Annotated in this window: 14 protein-coding genes; 5 read left to right on the top strand and 9 right to left on the bottom strand. The window is 62.2% G+C overall.

Going from position 1 to position 18,566, the window contains the following annotated elements:
* Nucleotides 1–15 precede the first annotated feature (15 nt).
* The 3 genes from CRO46_RS02280 to CRO46_RS02270 all read left to right on the top strand — a co-directional run bounded on the left by CRO46_RS02280 (nt 16) and on the right by CRO46_RS02270 (nt 4,701).
* A complete protein-coding gene (locus CRO46_RS02280; protein WP_097104631.1) occupies nt 16–897 on the top strand; it encodes a bile acid:sodium symporter family protein in 882 nt (293 codons plus the stop codon).
* An 11-nt stretch (nt 898–908) separates the two neighbouring features.
* Nucleotides 909–2,561, top strand: a complete 1,653-nt coding sequence (locus tag CRO46_RS02275) for an FAD-binding dehydrogenase (protein WP_097104629.1) — start codon at nt 909–911, stop codon at nt 2,559–2,561.
* A 121-nt stretch (nt 2,562–2,682) separates the two neighbouring features.
* Nucleotides 2,683–4,701 carry a CocE/NonD family hydrolase gene (locus CRO46_RS02270; RefSeq protein WP_425479197.1) on the top strand — a complete coding sequence of 673 codons (2,019 nt, stop codon included), beginning with the start codon at nt 2,683–2,685 and terminating at the stop codon, nt 4,699–4,701.
* Between the two features lie 23 nt (nt 4,702–4,724).
* Here CRO46_RS02270 and CRO46_RS02265 read toward each other — a convergent pair whose 3' ends face one another.
* Nucleotides 4,725–5,678: an alpha/beta hydrolase gene (locus CRO46_RS02265; RefSeq protein WP_097104627.1), complete on the bottom strand. Its 954-nt coding sequence runs from the start codon at nt 5,676–5,678 to the stop codon at nt 4,725–4,727.
* Nucleotides 5,679–5,753: 75 nt separating this feature from the next.
* Between CRO46_RS02265 and CRO46_RS02260 the strand changes: the two genes are divergently transcribed.
* Nucleotides 5,754–6,473 carry an HAD family hydrolase gene (locus tag CRO46_RS02260; protein ID WP_097104624.1) on the top strand — a complete coding sequence of 240 codons (720 nt, stop codon included), beginning with the start codon at nt 5,754–5,756 and terminating at the stop codon, nt 6,471–6,473.
* A 19-nt stretch (nt 6,474–6,492) separates the two neighbouring features.
* On the opposite strand, the gene CRO46_RS02255 is transcribed toward CRO46_RS02260, so the two are convergent.
* Genes CRO46_RS02255 through CRO46_RS02245 form a run of 3 tightly spaced genes read right to left on the bottom strand, consistent with a single transcriptional unit; the run spans nt 6,493 to nt 10,012 of the window.
* Nucleotides 6,493–8,124 (bottom strand): ABC transporter ATP-binding protein, encoded by a 1,632-nt coding sequence (locus CRO46_RS02255; protein WP_097104620.1) that lies wholly within the window; start codon nt 8,122–8,124, stop codon nt 6,493–6,495.
* Nucleotides 8,121–9,035, bottom strand: coding sequence for an ABC transporter permease (locus CRO46_RS02250; RefSeq protein WP_097104618.1), 915 nt, complete (start codon nt 9,033–9,035; stop codon nt 8,121–8,123). Before CRO46_RS02250 ends, CRO46_RS02255 begins: the two co-directional genes overlap by 4 nt.
* On the bottom strand, nt 9,032–10,012 hold the full coding sequence (locus CRO46_RS02245; protein ID WP_097104616.1) for an ABC transporter permease: 981 nt from the start codon (nt 10,010–10,012) through the stop codon (nt 9,032–9,034). The genes CRO46_RS02250 and CRO46_RS02245 overlap by 4 nt, the downstream gene beginning before the upstream one ends.
* Before the next feature lie 408 nt (nt 10,013–10,420).
* Between CRO46_RS02245 and CRO46_RS02240 the strand changes: the two genes are divergently transcribed.
* A complete protein-coding gene (locus tag CRO46_RS02240; RefSeq protein WP_097104614.1) occupies nt 10,421–12,028 on the top strand; it encodes an ABC transporter substrate-binding protein in 1,608 nt (535 codons plus the stop codon).
* Nucleotides 12,029–12,126: 98 nt separating this feature from the next.
* On the opposite strand, the gene CRO46_RS02235 is transcribed toward CRO46_RS02240, so the two are convergent.
* From CRO46_RS02235 to CRO46_RS02215, 5 genes are all read right to left on the bottom strand, one after another.
* Complete coding sequence (locus tag CRO46_RS02235; RefSeq protein ID WP_097104610.1) at nt 12,127–12,573, bottom strand: PACE efflux transporter; 447 nt, start codon at nt 12,571–12,573, stop codon at nt 12,127–12,129.
* Between the two features lie 150 nt (nt 12,574–12,723).
* Nucleotides 12,724–14,307, bottom strand: a complete 1,584-nt coding sequence (locus tag CRO46_RS02230) for an indolepyruvate oxidoreductase subunit beta family protein (protein ID WP_097104608.1) — start codon at nt 14,305–14,307, stop codon at nt 12,724–12,726.
* Between the two features lie 4 nt (nt 14,308–14,311).
* Nucleotides 14,312–16,459, bottom strand: a complete 2,148-nt coding sequence (locus CRO46_RS02225; RefSeq protein ID WP_097104606.1) for a thiamine pyrophosphate-dependent enzyme — start codon at nt 16,457–16,459, stop codon at nt 14,312–14,314.
* 18 nt (nt 16,460–16,477) lie between these two features.
* Complete coding sequence (locus CRO46_RS02220) at nt 16,478–16,969, bottom strand: MarR family winged helix-turn-helix transcriptional regulator (RefSeq protein ID WP_097104604.1); 492 nt, start codon at nt 16,967–16,969, stop codon at nt 16,478–16,480.
* Nucleotides 16,966–18,543, bottom strand: a complete 1,578-nt coding sequence (locus tag CRO46_RS02215; protein ID WP_097104602.1) for a phytoene desaturase family protein — start codon at nt 18,541–18,543, stop codon at nt 16,966–16,968. The genes CRO46_RS02220 and CRO46_RS02215 overlap by 4 nt, the downstream gene beginning before the upstream one ends.
* Nucleotides 18,544–18,566: the final 23 nt, after the last annotated feature.

The raw sequence follows: 18,566 nt of genomic DNA, 5'->3' as shown, positions 1-18,566 counted from the left end.
CAAAGGGAGGGGACGATGGGTATTGTTGTAGGGGTGGTGCTGCCGCTGGGGCTGGCGTTCATCATGTTTTCGCTGGGACTGGGGCTGACGGTCGCAGATTTTGTGCGGGTTGCAAAACAACCCTATGCCTTTTTCATCGGCGCGCTCAATCAGGTTGTGTTGCTGCCGATTGTCACTCTCTTGCTCGTGCTCGCTTTCGGGCTCGGGCCTGAACTTGCAGTTGGCTTCATGATCCTGGCCTTTTGTCCCGGCGGGGTGACCAGCAACATTCTGGCCCGGCTGGCCAGGGGAGATGTGGCGCTGTCGGTGTCGCTGACGGCGGTCATCAGCCTGGCCAGCATGATCACCGTGCCGCCGCTGCTGGCACTTTCGATCCGCTATTTCAGTGGCGCGGAAGCGCAGCCGGTCAATATAGGCGGGATCGCGGTACAGCTGTTCCTGCTGACGACGGTTCCGATCCTGATCGGGTTGTCGGTCCATCACCTCGCCCCCGGGCTGACAAACCGCATTGCGCCGAAGGTGGCGAAAGTGGCCAATGCGATTTTCGCCTTCATCGTCGGGCTGGCGCTGGTGGTCAACTGGGACGCCTTTGTCACCAATCTGCCGCTACTGGCGCCGTCACTGGTCAGCCTGATCGTCCTGCTGCTGGCGCTCGGCTATGGAGTGGCGCGGCTGGCCGGCGTGCCGCTCAAGCAGGTCAAGACCATCGCCGTGGAAACCGGGATCCAGAACTCGACGCTCGGGATCACGGTGGCGGCTCTGCTTGGCGGGGCCGAGACCGGGTTTTCGGCCTATGCGCTGCCTGCGGCGGTGTACGGAATTTTGATGTATGCGGTCTCGGCGCCGTTTATCCTGTGGCTGCGCAGGAATTCACCAACCGAGACTGCTGCCGCATAGGAGACAGATCGATGGACAATTGTGATGTGATCATTGTCGGCGGGGGGCTTGCCGGGCTTGTCGCCGCGACGGAGCTTGCCGACCGCGGCAAGAGCGCCATCATTCTTGACCAGGAGCCGGAGAACTTTCTCGGCGGACAGGCCTTCTGGTCGCTGGGCGGCCTGTTTTTGGTGGACACACCAGAGCAGCGGCGAATGGGGATCAGGGACAGTCGCGAACTGGCCTTGAGCGACTGGATGGGGTCGGCCCAGTTCGACCGCAAGGAAGATTACTGGCCGCGCAAATGGGCCGAGGCCTATGTCGATTTCGCCGCCGGCCAGATGCGGCCCTGGCTGCACGAGATGGGCATGCGCTGGTTCCCGGTGGTTGGCTGGGCCGAGCGCGGCGGCTCGTTCGCCGGTGGACATGGCAATTCGGTGCCGCGGTTTCACATCACCTGGGGCGTCGGTCCGGGTGTGCTGGAGCCATTCGAGAAACGCATCCACGCCCATGTGAAGGCGGGACGTATCGAGCTCAGGTTCCGGCACCGCTGTTCCCACATCATTACCGAAAACAACGCCGTCAAAGGCGTGTCGGGCGAGGTTCTGGCCGATGATGTCAAGGAGCGCGGCCAGTCGACGAGCCGTGAGATTGCCGGCGAGTTCGAGCTGCGCGCGCCAAGCGTGCTTGTGACGTCGGGCGGCATTGGCGGGAATTTCGATCTGGTGCGCAAGGTCTGGCCGCGCGACAGGCTGGGCGAGCCGCCGCGGGAGATGATTGCCGGAGTCCCGGCCCATGTCGACGGCCGGATGATTGCGATCACCGAGGCTGCCGGCGGACGGGTGATCAATGCCGATCGCATGTGGCACTATACGGAAGGCGTGAAGAACTGGAACCCGATCTGGCCCAATCACGGCATCCGCATTCTGCCGGGCCCATCCTCGATGTGGTTTGATGCCGAAGGCAACCGCCTGAAGCCGCCCTGCCTGCCGGGATTCGACACGCTGTCGACGCTGCGCGCGATCCGGTCGACTGGCCATGACCATTCCTGGTTCGTGATGACCCAGAAGATCCTCAAGAAGGAGGTGGCGCTGTCGGGATCGGAGCAGAACCCGGATTTCGCCGCCAAGAGCTGGCCCAAGGTGGTGCAGCAACGGGTGCTGAACAAGCAGGCGACCCCGGCTGTGGAAGCCTTCAAGCAGCACGGCGAGGATTTCATCGTGGCCGATACGCTGGAGGAACTCGTTTCCGGCATGAACCGGATCGGGGGCGATCTGATCGATCTCGAGAGGCTCAGGGCGCAGATTGCGGCCCGGGACAGCCAGATCGACAATCCGTTTACCAAGGACGCACAGTTGATGGCAGTGCACGCCGCGCGCAATTACCGCGGTGACAAGCTGATGCGCACGGCCAGGCCGCACCGCATCCTCGATCCCGAAAACGGTCCGCTGATCGCGGTGAAGCTGCACATCATCACCCGCAAGACCCTGGGCGGCTTCGAGACCGATTTGAATGGTCAGGTTCTCAATGCGCAGGGCAAACGGATCGAGGGTCTGTTTGCCGCTGGCGAAGTCAGCGGCTTTGGCGGCGGCGGCTATCATGGTTACAACGCGCTCGAAGGCAGTTTCCTTGGTGGCTGCATCTTCTCGGGCCGGCAGGCGGGGCGGGCAGAGACCATCGCCTAGTGGTGCGCGACAGGAGGGCATTGAAGCGCGGCTTGCTTGCAGTCGCTTTGGACGGCGCGTGCGTTGTTTCCCTCGGCTCGGGCGCGACAGGTGAGCTCACGGATAGATCGGGAGACAGGCCATGGCATCCTTCATGCCGGACATCGAGACCAGCTTCGAGCGTGAGGTTGTCGAGATCGAGGACCAGCCGATCATCGTGCCGGACGGCTGCCGGCTGTCGGCGCGGCTCTGGATGCCGAAGGATGCCGAGGCGAACCCGGTTCCGCTGATCCTCGAACATCTCCCCTACCGCAAACGTGACGGCACCGTCGTTCGCGACAGCATCACCCATCCCTGGATGGCGGGGCAGGGCTATGCCTGCCTGCGGGTCGACATGCGGGGCAACGGCGATTCCGAAGGGGTGATGAGTGACGAATACACACCGCAGGAACTGCAGGATGCCTGCGATGTGATTACCTGGGCGGTTAGCCAGCCCTGGTGCTCGGGCACGGCAGGGATGATGGGGATTTCCTGGGGCGGCTTCAACTCGCTGCAGGTCGCGGCGCTCAAGCCGCCGGCGTTGAAGGCGATCATCACCATCTGCTCGACCGCCGACCGGTTCGCCGACGACATTCACTTCAAGGGCGGCTGTCTGCTGGGAGAGAATTTCGGCTGGGCGGCACAAATGCTGTCTTACTCCTCACGGCCGCCGGATCCGTTGTTGCTGGGTCCTGGATGGCGCGAATTGTGGCTCAACCGGCTCAGAGAAATGCCGTTCCTGGCGCGGGAATGGATCACGCGGCAGACGAGGGATGACTACTGGAAGCACGGTTCGGTCTGCGAGGATTACGCCGCGATCGAAGCTGCGGTGCTGTCGATCGGTGGCTGGCATGATGGTTATCGCAACACGGTTTCAAACCTGGTGGAAAATCTCGACGCGCCGGTGAAGGGAATTGTCGGGCCCTGGATCCACAAATATCCGCATTATGCCGGTCCTGAGCCGCGCATCGGGTTTCTGCAGGAGGCCAAACGCTGGTGGGACTACTGGCTCAAGGGCATCGACAATGGTGCTGAGGATTTGCCCGTCTACCGGGCCTGGCTGATGGACAGCATCGCGCCGAAGCGCTGGGTCGACGAGCGGCCTGGCCGGTGGATCGCCGAGAATGACTGGCCGTCAGCCACGATCGACAAGCTTTCGCTTGATCTCGGCGATGGCACGCTCGGGCAGGCCGCGATCAGCACGCCGGTTCCGGTATGTTCACCGCTCGATTGCGGCCGTCAGGGCGGCGAGTATTTCCCCTTTGCCTACGGGCCGGAATTGCCGGACGAGCAGACGCCGGATGATCAGTATTCCGTCTGTTTCGATGGTGATGTTCTCGGAGACCAGCTCGATATCGTTGGCGCGCCGACACTGGTGGTCCGCGCAAGGGCCGACAAGCCGCTGGCGCAGCTGGCGGTGCGGCTGTGCGATTTGCGGCCGGACGGCACTTCGGCGCTGATCACCATGGGCGTGTTCAATCTGGCGCACCGGGCTTCGGCCGAAAACCCGGAGCCGCTCGAGCCCGGCGAAGAATTCGAAACCACGCTGACACTCGATCAGATTGCCTATCGCATTCCGGCCGGGCACCGGTTGCGGATCGCGGTCTCAACCAGCTACTGGCCGTTCATCTGGCCTGCGCCAGAGCATGCGACCGTGACCCTTGAAGCTGGATCGCTGCAGCTGCCGTGCCGAACGGTTCTGGCGGATCAGGATGAGTGCAGCTTCGAAACACCGGTCGGCGCAACTCCCTGGCGTCACGAGAACCTGCGGCCATCTGCATCGACACGAAGCACCGAGACCGATCCTGGTACCGGTGTGGTCAGTACCCTCGTCTTCAATGACGCTGGCGAGAACCGTGACCTGGAACACGGGCTGGTGTCCGGCAGCACAACGCGGGAACGCTGGTCGATTCATCCCGATGATCCGCTGTCTGCCACCGGACATATTCGCTGGGAGCAAACCGGCGGCCGTGATCGCTGGTGGACCGAGACCGTGGCGGAAATGGAGATGCGCTGTGACCGGGAGTGGTTCTACATCACCGGAAAACTGGTGGCGACGGAGAACGACGCGGTGATGTTCGAGAAGCAATGGGACGAGAAGATCGCGCGCCGTTTCGTCTGATCATCCCGGTCGAGCCCCCAGGCTCAGTAGGGCCATTCCCCTGTGCCGAGAGCAGTATAGCCCGAGATCATCCGGGTGAAACTGTCGCGGGCGCGGGCGACCGAGTGGCGGGCGCGAAGATAGCCATGAACGAGACCCTTCTCTTCAAAGCAGACCGCCTTGCCGCCGGCGCTGGTCAGACGGTCGCAATAGGTTGGTGCATCGCCCGACAGCGGGTCGCACTCGCCGGTGATGATGACGGTCGGCGGCATGGCGGAAAAATCATCGGCGGCAAGCGGTGAGAACGAGGGGTCGTCTGTCGGAGACATGCCGCCGGACCGCAGGCTGTCGTAATGGAGCACGTCGGCCGTGGTCAGCATGGGGGCATTGGCATGGGTGACAAAACTACCCTTGTCGGTGTCGGCGCCAAGTAGAGGGTAGATCAGCAGCTGTCCTGCCGGCCTGATGTCGTCGCTGCGGGTGGCCCATGTCACGGCCGCGGCCAGATTGCCGCCGGCACTGTCGCCAGACAGGATCACGGGGTGCCGCGCCTCAGCTGCCAGCAGCCGGAACGCTGCCAGCGCATCCTCGAACTGGGCAGGATGCAGATGTTCCGGCGCCAGCCGGTAGTCGACCGCACTCACCCGGTAACCGGTGCGGTCGCAGATGTCGGCGCAGATACTGTCATGACTTTCCAGCCCGCCGAGAATGAAGCCGCCGCCATGCAGATAGACGATGCTTGCCTCGGGTTCGCCGTTTGCCGGCATGTATTCGCGCACGGCGATGGGGCCCGCAGGGCCGGAAACGGAAAAGCCTCGTACCGTTACGCCTGCCGGCCTGCCGGTGTCGAATGCGCGGCACAGGGCGTTGTAAATTTCGCGCTTGCCATGATGGTCGAGAATGGCAGCGTCGTTAGGGTAGAACGCGGCTGACTTGTCGATGAAGGCCCAGGTTTCGTCGTCCAGCAATGTGTCGTAGGGGGCAGGGCGCACGGGCAGGTCCTCAAATGTGGTCGGTGATGTTGACGCCCATGCAATCGCGAGGCACAGGTTCTGTCAAATGGGAAAATCATCATGGCATGGACATTGCGACCCGAGATCAAGGCAATCCTGTTCGACAAGGACGGTACGCTGGTCGATTTTGACAAGACCTGGGCGGAGACCAACCGCAAGGGTGCGCTGATCGCAGCGGATGGCGATAGCGCGCTCGCCGACGTAATTCTTCATGAATGCGGGATGGATCCCGTTACCGGAATTACCCGGGCCGACAGCATGTTCGCCGCAGCCAATGCCTGCGAGATCGCCGCGCATATGGTGGCGCATGGCAGCCCCTTCGAGCGGGACGAACTGATGCGCAGGCTCGACAAGATCTTTGTCGAAGGTGCCGAGAATCCCTGGCCGATCTGCGACCTGAAGGCACTGATGCAGACGCTATCCGGGGCCGGCTTTGCGCTGGGCATCGCCTCGAGCGACGGCGAAGACAGCATTCGCCGCACCGTCGAGGTGCTCGGCTTGTCGTCCGAGATCGATTTCATCGCAGGCTATGACAGCGGCCACGGACCGAAGCCGGAACCGGGCATGTTGCTGGCCTTTGCGGCCCATCTGGGGCTGAAACCCTCGGAAATCGCCATGGTCGGCGACAACAATCACGACATGGAACTGGCACGCGCGGCCGCGGCCGGGGCGGCCATCGGCGTGTTGTCGGGCACCGGGACGCAGCAGACGCTGGAGGCGCTGGCCGATGTGCTGATCGGATCGGTTGCAGATCTGCCTGCACTGGTGGCCGCGCGGTAGTCTCGTCCGGGCTCGCCGCTCAGATGTCGCGGTTTTGCAACAGGTTTGTAAGCCAGTCGGGGTCCATTTCCGGCACCGAAGACAGTAGCAGCTTGGTGTAATCGGGGAAGGGCGGCGACAGGATCTCGCTCTTCAGTCCCTGCTCGACCACCTTGCCTTCGAACATCACCACGATCTCGTCTGATATCGCCTTCACCGTAGCGATATCGTGGGTGATGAACAGGTAGGTGATGTTGTATTTCTGCTGCAGCCGCAACAACAGCTTCAGGATGCCTTCCTGCACGATCTGGTCGAGCGCGGAGGTGACTTCATCGCAGATGATGACGTCTGGACGGGCAGCCAGCGCCCGGGCGATGCAGATTCGCTGCTTCTGGCCGCCGGAGAGTTCCGACGGCAGCCGGTCCATGAAGGTCTCGTCGAGCTCGATCATCTCGAGCAGTTCGAGGATGCGCTCCTCGCGTTCCTTGCCCTTGAGACCGAGATAGAATTCCAGCGGCCGCCCGATGATGTCCTCGACAGTCTGGCGCGGGTTCATCGCCGTATCGGCCATCTGGTAGATCATCTGGATGCGTTGCAACTGGTCCTTGCTGCGATCCTTCAGGGCGGCAGGCAGGACCTCGCCGTTGAATGTGACGGTGCCGCTGAGCGGCGGCAGCAGGCCGGTCATTACCCGGGCGGTGGTCGATTTGCCGGACCCGGATTCGCCGACCACCGCGACGGTGCGCCCGCGCGGCAGCTTGATCGAGACGTCGTGCAGCACCTTGAGCGGCCCGTAGGCAGCGTCGACATTGTCGATCGACAGGACGATGTCGTCGCCCTTTACCTCGGGTTTCTCCAGCGCACGGACCGACCAGAGCGACTTGGTATAGGGTTGCTCGGGCCTGGTCAGCATCTGCTGCGTCGGAGCCTCTTCTACCTCTTCGCCGTAGCGCAGCACCTGGATGAAATCGGCCATCTGGGCAACGACCGCCAGGTCATGGGTGATGTAGATGGCGGCGGTGTTGAACTCCTCGACGATCTTGCGCATCGAGGCGAGCACCTCGACCTGGGTGGTGACATCAAGTGCGGTGGTCGGCTCGTCGAAGATGATCAGGTCGGGACGCGGCGACATGGCCATCGCGGTCATCACCCGCTGCAGCTGCCCGCCGGACACCTGGTGTGGATAGCGGTTGCCGATGGTCTCGGGATCAGGCAGTTGCAAGGCCCGGAACAGCTCGACTGCATCGGTGCGCGATTCCGCATCGGGCCGGATCCCGCGCCTGGTTGCGGCCTCGACGGTCTGATCGATCAGCCGGTGCGCCGGGTTGAAGGAGGCCGCGGCGGATTGCGCCACATAGGCGATGCGGGTACCCCAGAGGTGACGTTTCTGCCGGTCGCTGGCTTTTGCCAGATCGATGCCGTCAAACAGGATCGAGCCGCCGATCAGTTTGCAACCGGGCTGGGTGTAGCCCATTGCGGCTTTGCCGAGCGTTGACTTTCCGGCACCGGATTCGCCGATCAATCCCATGATTTCGCCGCGCCGAAGGGTCAAGTCGACGCCCTTGATGATCGGGTGCCACTGTTCGTCGGAATAGCCGTCGATGCGGATGTCACGCATCTTGAGCAGGATGTCGCCGCTGGCGGTGGTGCTGGGACGGGAAGGGTCGGTCATTCGCGGAGCCCGCTGGTTTTATGCAGGAACCAGTCAACGATGGAATTGACGGCCACGGTCAACAGCGCAATGGCCGCTGCCGGCAGCAGCGGCGTGATGGCCGCCGTGATGTCGTATTTGGCGAACTGGATCAGGGAGGCATTGGCACGCACCATCGAGCCCCAGTCGGCGGTTGGCGGCTGGATGCCGACACCGAGAAAGGACAGGGCGGCTATGGTGAGAAACACGAAGCAGAACCTGAGGCCGAATTCAGCCACCAGAGGCGGCATGATATTGGGCAGGATTTCCCGGCGCATGATCCAGCCGAGACCTTCGCCGCGCAACCTCGCCGCTTCGACATAATCCATCACTGCGACATTGACTGCAACAGAGCGGGTCAGGCGGAAGACGCGCGTGGAGTCGAGCACGGCGATGATGATGATCAGGCTGGTAACGGTTGAGCCGAAGATCGACAGAAGCATCAGCGCGAAGATCAGGCTCGGGATCGCCATCAGCACGTCGACGAAGCGGCTCAGCACCTGGTCGAGCCAGCTACGGTTGATGGCAGCGACGAGACCAAGCCCACCGCCGATGAGGAAGGACAGGATGGTGGTTGCCAGCGCAATGCCCATGGTGTTGCGGGCGCCATAGATAAGCCGGGTGAGAACGTCGCGGCCAATCTGGTCGGTTCCGAAGACGAACTCGTCGCTCCAGGGGGCGAAGGGAACCGGATGGATTTCAGCCTCGCCATAGGGCGCGAGCACATCTGCAAAGATGGCCACCAGAATGTAGAGCGAGACGACGATCATGCCGAACCAGGCGCTCGGCGGCGCGGACTTCATCAGCAGGACAAACCGCTCCCAGGCGGTGCGGCGCTTGCGGACCGCACCGACTTCGGCGGCGGCAGCGTAGGTCTCGGGTTGCTCGCTCATCTTGGGTGCAACAATCGCGGGTTGGTGACGATGCCGATGATATCGGCGGTCAGGTTCAACAGGATATAGGTGGCGGCGAAGATCAGGGCGCAGGCCTGAACCACGGGAATGTCGCGGCTGGTGACCGCGTCGACCATCAACTGACCGATCCCGGGATAGACGAACACCACCTCGACGACGACGACGCCCACGACCAGATAGGCCAGGTTGAAGGCGATGACCGTGGCGATCGGCGCCCAGGCATTGGGCAGCGCGTGCTTGAGAATGATCTGTGACCGCGATGCGCCCTTGAGCCGGGCCATTTCGATATAGGGGCTCGCGAGCAGGTTGATGATGGCAGCTCGGGTCATGCGCATCATGTGGGCGACAATGACCAGGGTTAGCGTCAGGGCGGGAAGCGCCACGCGGTAGAGCCTTTCGCCAAGAGCGGTTGTGGCGTCGATGTTGGCAAGAGACGGAAACACCGGCCAGAGAGAGGCCAGGAACAGGATCAGGATATAGGCGACGAAGAATTCCGGAGTGGATATCGTTGTCAGCGTTGCAGCGTTGACGACTCGGTCATAGGCAGTGTTGCGGTAGAGCGCAGCCGTTAGCCCGAGAAACAGAGCCAGGGGCACAGCTATCAGGGCGGTGACGCCGGCCAGAAAAAGCGTGTTCCAGAGCCGCGGCATGACCAGATCCACGACCTGGCGGGAGCGGTCCTGCCCGGAGGCGTTGCGGCCTGAGAAGGATGTCCCCAAATCGCCCTGCAGGACCGATCCGACCCATTCGAAATAGCGGATCGGTGCGGGCTTGTCCAAGCCCAGTTCCTTGCGGAACGCGGCCACTGTTTCCTCGGTTGCGGCCTGGCCGAGGACAGCTTCACTAAAATCCCCCGGCAGCATCGAGATGGAACTGAATATGATCGCCGAGACCACGAACAAGGTGGCGATACCCAGCCCGAGCCGTTTCAAGATAGTCGACAGCACCGCATTCAAGTGTGCAATCCTTCCCCATAATTCCCGATGGTCTTTGCGCCATCTCACCACGCGCCGATCGTTCGAAACGACACCGGCTCCTGGCACTGGTTTTCATTGTTGACCAGTTGAGCGGGGTTTGTAAACTGGCTTGGTGAATAATACATTTTTTGCGGAGCCGGCCATTTCGTGATCCGTACCGGGCTCGCCCAATAACAGGCGCGGGGTGGTCCGGAGGTGGCTGGATATAGCGACAAGTTGCGCCATGGCCTTACATTTTCGGGAGCTGCGGTCTAAAACCTGATTACATAACTTCATGTGGCGGTGATCCATCCACAGCCTGGACAAAGAAGTAGCATGACTTGCGGCACCGTGTGTGATGCAGTGCCGCCAAACAATAACAATCTGGGAAACACAACGGAGAAGACCATGAGAGACGAATATCTGAAAAAGCAGGCTCGCTGGCTCAGCGAAGGCCAGATCGACCGCCGTCAGTTCATCAAGACAGCCATTGCAGCTGGTCTTGCCGTTCCTTCGGCACTGACGCTTGCAACCGATGTGCTGGCCGCCACACCGAAAAAAGGCGGCAAGTTCCGCATGGGTTCGTCCTATGGTTCGACCACCGATGCGCTGGACCCAGGCACATCCGAAAACGGCATGACGCAGAACATCATCTATGCGCGCGGCAACCACCTGACCGAAGTCAACAATGACGGCAAGCTGATCCCGGAACTGGCTTCCGGTTACGAGCCGTCGAATGGCGCCAAAACCTGGGTGTTCGATCTGCGCCAGGGCGTGGAATTCCACAATGGCAAGACCATGACGGCCGATGACGTCATCGCGACCTTCAACTATCACCGCGACGAAAATTCCAAGTCCGCGGCCAAGGGCCTGCTGTCGGCGATCAAGGAAATCAAGAAGGACGGCGACAACCGGGTGATCTTCGAGCTGGAAGGCGGCAATGCCGACTTCCCCTATATCGTGTCGGACTACCACATCATGATCATGCCGTCCGAAGACGGTGGTATTTCCGATGCCAACAGCCCGATCGGCACGGGCGGCTACATCGTCGAAAGCTATGAGCCCGGCGTGCGCGCGCTGTTCAAGCGCAATCCGAACTACTTCAAGGAAGGCCGTGCGCATTTCGATGAAGTCGAGATGATCACTCTTTCCGACACGACCGCGCGCCAGAACGCGATCATGAACGGCGATGTGGACTTCATCGACAATGTCGATCCGAAGACCGTCGCGCTTCTTGGCCGGGTACCATCGCTTGAAATTCTCAAGACCACCGGCACACAGCACTACACGTTCCCGATGCGGGTGAATTCTGCGCCGTTCGACAATTATGACCTGCGCATGGCGCTCAAATACGCGATCAAGCGCCAGGAACTGGTCGACAAGATCCTGCTCGGCAATGGTGAGCCGGGCAATGACGTGCCGGTCAACGCCTCGATGCCGTTCTTCAATACCGAGCTGCCGACGCACGAGTTCGACGCAGAAAAGGCCGCATTCCACTACAAGAAGTCCGGCCATTCCGGTGCATTGCAGCTCTCGGTCTCCGACGCAGCCTTCCCAGGTGCCGTCGATGCGGCGCAGCTGGTCGCGGCTTCGGCCAAGGAAGCCGGGATCGACATCGAACTGGTGCGCGAGCCGAGCGACGGCTACTGGTCCAACGTGTGGAACAAGAAGCCATGGTGCGCCTGCTACTGGGGCGGCCGTCCGACCCAGGACTGGATGTATTCGGCAGCCTACACCAAGGACACCGAATGGAACGACACCGCCTGGAAGACCGGCGAAGCCGCCGACAAGTTCAATGAGCTGGTGGTTGCTGCGCGCTCTGAAACCGACGAAGCCAAGCGCAAGGACCAGTACTGGGAAGCCCAGCGCCTGCTGCAGGATGACGGCGGCGCGCTGGTCGGCATGTGGGCAAGCTTCATCCACGCCCACGGCAAGGGCCTTGCCCATGAGGAAGAAGTCGCAGCCAACTGGCAGAGTGACGGCGCCAAGGTGTCCGAGCGCTGGTGGTTTGCCTGATCTCAGGCGCTCACTGACTTGAAGCATCGACGGCCGCGGAGTGATCCGCGGCCGTTTTAAGTTTTGCCTGTGACCCGGAGCCGTTCAGATGAACGGCTCTAATGCTCGCGGATGGTGCCCTCGGTCTCTATCGACGACGGTATGGGAAACACCACATCGTAAAGCCAATTGAAGACGAAGGCATAGACCAGGTAGAAAACCGCAAAGGAGATATCCATCAGCAGTGCTTCGATCAGGCCGATGCCGAGATACCAGGCGATGAAGGGCAGCAGCACCAGAAGCAGCCCGGCTTCAAACAGGACTGCGTGGAAGACACGCAAGCCCACCGTCTTCTTCACGCTGCCGCTGATGCGCAGCAGCGCATGGTCAAAGATAAGGTTGTAGAGATAGTTCCAGCCGGTTGCGATGGTGGCGCTGACCACTGCGACAATGCCGATATCGCCAAGCGGCTTGGAGAACATCCAGGCGCCGGCTGGTATGACGATAAAAAGCGCGATGATCTCGAAACTCAGCGCGTGACGAAGTCTGTCTTTGGCAGTTCTCACAGGACAGCCCTTTTGATTGCCGGGTCGTCCCGGCGGTGTTTCCTCAATGGGGAGGTCGTCCTCGCTTGGCTTTCATGTAAGCCATTGCGCAGGCCACGCAAGTGCCCTTTGCCAGCACAGCCTCACCTGATCGAGACTGTTGCGGCCGGTTCAGTTCTGCAACGCGGTCTCGGGCTGTCCTGCAAAGGAGCGGACGGTCTTGAGCGCGCCTTCGAGCTGGTCGCCTTTTTCATCGGCGAGGGCTGCTTCGCGCAGCAGTTTGCACCAATGGGCCGCATCGTCGCGGCCTGCAAGCAGCGCTACGCCCTCCATGACCCGGTCGAACTTCGACAGGCCACGGGCATGGGTGTCGGAGTAGCCCTTGACCAGGCGGCGGTTGCGCAAGGCTTCGACGCCGAGCGCATAATCGAGCTTGCGGTAGTTCAGCGCCTGTTCCAGCCAGCGTTCCATGTGTTCTTTCTCGATTGCATGGCGCAGGGTTCCGCGGCGATACTTGCGAAGCCCGCCGAGGATGTAGAGCTGGGCGAAGGGAAGCAGCCGATCGGTGCGCAGCCTGCGGCCCTTGTTGACCAGCCTGTCGATCAGCCGCATTGATTTTTCACTGGCAGACAGCCGGCGGCCGAGCTTCGACGGCATTATGCCGACCACCTCCTCGGCGCGCGGATGCATGAATTCGGTGAGTTTCATTTGCGTGCCTTCAGCCGGCGAAATCTCGTTGCGGACGCGGGCGAAGCGGCTGCCGCGGGTCTTCAGGTCGGCAACACGGAACACGTCGTCATAGGCCATCGCCTTGGCGATGTATTTGGCGGCCTCCAGGGTCAGCTCATAGTCCTTGCCGGGGTCGTCGTGGTCGAGAACCTGGTCAAGCCGGTCGAGATACTCGGCGCCATAGTCGAGATCCTGAAAATCGACGACGGCGCGCAGTCCCGTCAGCGCCATGTCGCGAACGTTGTCGGGCAGGGCCTCTGTCCTTGCCTCGAGCGCTTGCCATTTCTCGACCAGGTGGCTTGGTCCCCTGGGCGCGTTGGCCGTATCGGATTTCGTCTGTCCCCACTGTGGACGCTCAACCAAGCCTCCGGCCGCAGCTTCGAATCCGGCCGCAAAAGCGCGCAGGCTGGCTTCAACACCACGGCCGGAGGCCTTGATCGCGGCTTCGAAACTTTCGCGCTCGAACGGCAAGGCGCCGGAGCCGGCCAGCGCGCCGAACAGGCTGGCCGAGATCATTGATCCGGCATCGACTGCCATCTTCTCCATGTCGAAAGCGATGAATCGCTGGGCGGCGATTTCCGCAGCCGCAATCACTTCCTCGGAATCGGCGATGCCATCTCCGGGCACCATCTTCTCGGAGACGGCTAGCGCACGGTGCGACGAGGCGATCAGTGTGGTGCGGTCCGGGGTGACGAAGCCGCGCATGATGGCGCGTCCGGCTTCCATCATTTCGGCTGCCACCAGAATGTCGACGTCACCAGCAGCCGGCATCAGCGAGAAGACCGGCTTGCGATCGCTGGCAGGCGCCATTTCCATGTAATAGATCGTTGCACCGGTCCGCTGGGCGACGCCGGCCACGGAGGTGGCCTGAACGACATAGCCGTTGCGGTGGGCGCAGTCCTCGACCCAGTTGGTCAGCACGCCGCCACCCTGGCCGCCGACGGCCATGATTGCGACCTTGATGATCTGGTCCAGCGCAAGGTCCGGCTGCCTGGGCTTCAGTTCGGAGAGTGTGGTGGTTGCCATGCGATCAGGTCCGGGCGAATTCGATGCGGGTGCTGGAGCGGCGATCTTGAAGCCACGCGATGGTCTTGCTTCTCAGGTTGCCGAGCTTGCGTTCGAGCCAGCCCGGATTGTGCACGACTTCAGCGCGGAAGAAGGACGGGCACAGCACGGCGGCGTCGGCCACTTCGCCACAATTGCCGCAGCCGACGCAGCTCTGATCGATGCTGGCAACGGGATCGTCGCGCAGTGGATCGTCGAGCTTCTTCAGCGACAGCGACGGGCATCCGGACAGGCGGATACAGGCGTGGTCGCCGGTGCAGATGTCCTCGTCGACGCCGAAGCGCGGCTTTTCAACCCGGCGGCCTTCCTTGATCGCCTTGTTCATCAGCGGTTTTTCGCGGCGCTGCTTGTTGAGCATGCATTCCGAGGAGGCGACGATGACTTTTGGTCCGACATGGTCGGTGGTCAGCGCCTCTTTCAGGATCTCGCGCATCTTGGGCACGTCATAGGTGCGGTCAAGCTGGCGCACCCACTTGACGCCGACACCCTTGACCGCGTCGGCGATCGGATGGCCCGTCGCCTTGGTCGGATTGTCGGCGCGCGACGAGAGCACGTCCTGCCCCCCGGTGGCGGCGGAGTAGAAATTGTCCACCACGACGATGACGCCGTCGGACTTGTTGTAGACCGCGTTGCCGATCGATGAGGACAGCCCGTTGTGCCAGAAGCCGCCGTCGCCGAGAATGGAAATCGAGCGTTTCTCGCCGCCGCCGTCAAAGGCCGCGTTTGAGGCCGGACCGAGACCGTATCCCATGGTCGAGCCGCCGATCTCGAAGGGCGGCAGGGTGGCAAACAGGTGGCAGCCGATGTCGCCGGCGATCTGGTGTTTGCCGAATTCCTGCTCGGTCAGCTTGATGGCGGCAAAGATCGGTCGTTCGGGACAGCCAGTGCAGAAACCGGGCGGGCGGATCGGCACCGTCTTGGAGAGGTCTGGCAGCGCCGGCTTCTCTTCCGAATTGGGCGCGCGCAGGCGGGCCGGCAGCATCTCGGGGGCCGCCTTGCGGAGGAAGGCTTCCAGGCCGTCGAGCATGACCTGACCGGTGTATTCGCCCGCCATCGGCAGCATGTCCTTGCCATGCAGGCTGATGTTGCGGCCGGATTTGTAAAGTGCGGCGCCGAGCGCCTGTTCGATGAATTCGGGCTGGCCTTCCTCGACCACCAGAACCGCCGACTTGCCTTCGCAGAATTCGAAGAACTCGTCATTGACCAGCGGGTAGGTGACGTTGAGCACATAGAGCGGGACATCGGTCTCGCCGTGGATGTCAGCCAGTCCGAGGCGCTGCAGCGCACGGATCACGCCGTTGTACATGCCGCCCTGCAGCACGATGCCGACTGGTGCCTCCTTGGGGCCGAACATTTCGTTGAGCTTGTTCTCGACGATGTGTTTCTGCGCGGCCGGCCAGCGGTTGTTGATCTTGTCGTGTTCCTGCAGATAGGACATCGGCGGCAGCACGACGCGGGCGTAGTCGCTGCGCGGCGTGGCCAGCGCATCCTTCACCGTAAAGGGCGGGCGCTTGTTGTCCCTGGCCTCAAAGCTGCCGGTCACATGGCACGAGCGGATCCGCACCATCAGCATGACCGGGGTGTTTGAGGCTTCTGACAGCTCAAAGCCTTGATGTACCGACTTGACAATCGAGGGCAGGTTGGGCCGCGGATCGAGCAGCCACATCTGCGATTTCATCGCAAAAGCGTGGCTGCGTTCCTGCATGATCGAGGAACCTTCGCCGTAATCCTCACCGATGATGACCAGCGCGCCTCCTGTTACGCCGGATGAGGACAGATTGGCGAGCGCGTCGGAGGCGACATTGACGCCAACCGGTCCCTTGAAGGTGACGGCGCCGCGGATCGGGTAATGCACGGAGGCCGCCAGCATGGCCGCGGCGGCTGCTTCGGAGGCATTGGCCTCGTAGCGTACACCGAGCTCGGTGAGGATCTCCTCGGCATCGGCGAGGACGTCCATAAGATGGCTGATCGGTGCGCCCTGGTAGCCGCCGACATAGCCGACACCGGCTTCCAGCAGTGCCTTCGTCAGCGCCAGAATGCCCTCGCCGGAAAAGGTTTCACCTTCCCCGATCTTCAGTTTCTGGACTTCCTTGGCGAATGAGCGTTCAGCCATGATCTGTGATTCCCGTCCTTAAAAATCGTGCTTGCGGATGTTCTTGAGCACCTTTTGCAGCGTGGTCACGAATGCCTGGCGCTCCTCTTCGGGGATGCCTTTGAACATCTGGGCGTAGCTCCGGGCCATGGTGGGCCAGAGCCGATCAAGGGTCGCGCGGCCTGCATCGGTAATGCCGATGCGGGTCACGCGGCTGTCGTTCGGATCGGCGTCGCGCCTGACCATGTTGTCGGAAGCAAGCTGGTCGAGAGCACGGCTGAGCGTCGATTGCTCGACCACGGCATAGACCGCCAGTTCACTGATCGGCAGCGCATCGATAACCGAAAGCACGGCAAGCGCGCGCATCTTGGGTGTGGTCAACCCAAGCTCCGTCATTTCCTGCCTCAGGTCCGCATTGTAGCGGCCCATGATGCGGTTCATCAGATAGGGGGCGTAATTCGACAGGCCGATTTCGCCAAGCCGCGGCAGGGGCTCGGGCTTTTCGGTTTCAGGCTTCCTGGTGTCGTTCATCCGCTCAACCTTTTTGCCAGCAACAGACCGGATCCGCCGCCAAGACCCGGTCCGGGGTGGGTGGAGGCGCCGATGTGATGCAGGTTTTCGATCGCTGTCGCGTTGTTCTTGCTGTGGGCGAATGGACGCCAGATGAAGAACTGGTCCAGGGCGCAGGACCCGCCATAGGGATCGCCGCCGACGAGATTGATATTCATGGTTTCCAGATCCACCGGCGAGTAGGCCTTGCGGGCCAGAACGCTGTCGGCAAATCCTTCGATGTGATTGGCAAGGATCGCCTCGATGCGGTCGGCAAAGGCCTCACGCGTGGCTTCGTTCCAGACGCCGCCGGTTTCAATCTTGCCAACAGCGTCGCCTTTGACGGTACGTGGGGCATCGGGGATCTGCAGCCAGAGGATGGACTTGCCATCCGGGCAGCGGGATGGGTCTAGCCGGTGCGGCTGGCCGACACAGATGGTCGGTGTTGCCGGCAACATGCCGCGCTCGGCCTCGTTGGAGGATTTCGAGACGGAATCGACGCTCTCTGCCAGGTGAATGAGAGCGACATCCTCCAGCCCCTTGGTCTTCCAGCGGATCGGGCCGTCGATGGCGTAGTGCAGCTGGAAATTGCCGCGGCCATGGCGGAATTGACTAAGGCCGGAGGTCACCTCTTCGGGGAGTTTCCCGGTCTCGCCGCGCAGCAGCCGGTTGTAGAGCTGTCCCGGCGCCACCGAGCAGATGACGTGTGACGCGGTGATCTCGTTGCCATCGGCGAGCCTGACGCCGGCGGTTTTGCCGTCGCGCAGAATAATCTGGTCAACGTCGGCGCCCGTGCGCAACTCGCCGCCATTGGCCTCGATCAGGCCCTTGAAGGCGGCAACGGCCTGGCCGGCGCCGCCCTTGACGACAGGCGCACCAGCAGCCTCCAGCGCAAAGGCGATGACCTTGCCCATCTGGCTGCCATAGGCGGATTCCGTGGTCAGGCCGGTGTGCAGCGCCCAGGGCGCCCAGAGCGCCTGAACCAGCTGCGAATTGTAGGAGCTTTCAAGCCAGGCGCGGATCGGCCGCAAGGCTTCCCCCATCCAGGCTGCGAGGCCGCGCAGGCCGCGTTTCCAGGCCTGGCCGATCATCAGCCTGGCGGTGGACCAGCTCCAGAGTTCACCGCCGAGCAGCGCGAACAGGAATGGCGCATCGGCTTCGACTGTTTCGACGGCTTTCTTGTGGCGGTCACCATCACCGGCAGAGACTGCATTGAACGTCCTGACGTTGGTGGCACGGTCTGTGGTCAGCACCAGCGACGAGCCGTCGGGCCTGAGAACCGCAGTCGGGTGCTGGGTGTGGCAGAATTCCAGCCCATGCCGCGCCAGATCGGCTCCGAGCGCGTCATGGACTGGAGAGGTCAGAAACAGCACAAAGGTGGCTGCCATGACGTCGTGGTGGAAACCGGGCAGGGTGATTTCCTCGGTGCGCATGCAGCCGCCGAGGCGGTCTTCGCGCTCGAGCACCAGCACACGCTTGCCATTTTTGGAAAGCATGGCCGCGGCAACGAGCGAATTGATCCCGCTGCCAACGATGATGTGGTCGTAATCTGCCATGGTCCCGGTCTCCGGCGTTGGCG

Origin of the sequence: Parahoeflea halophila (assembly GCF_900220985.1) — a bacterium.
Lineage (GTDB): Bacteria > Pseudomonadota > Alphaproteobacteria > Rhizobiales > Rhizobiaceae > Hoeflea > Hoeflea halophila.
The sequence above is the reverse complement of the archived record's forward strand: the minus strand, read 5'-3'. Positions and strand labels throughout refer to the sequence as shown.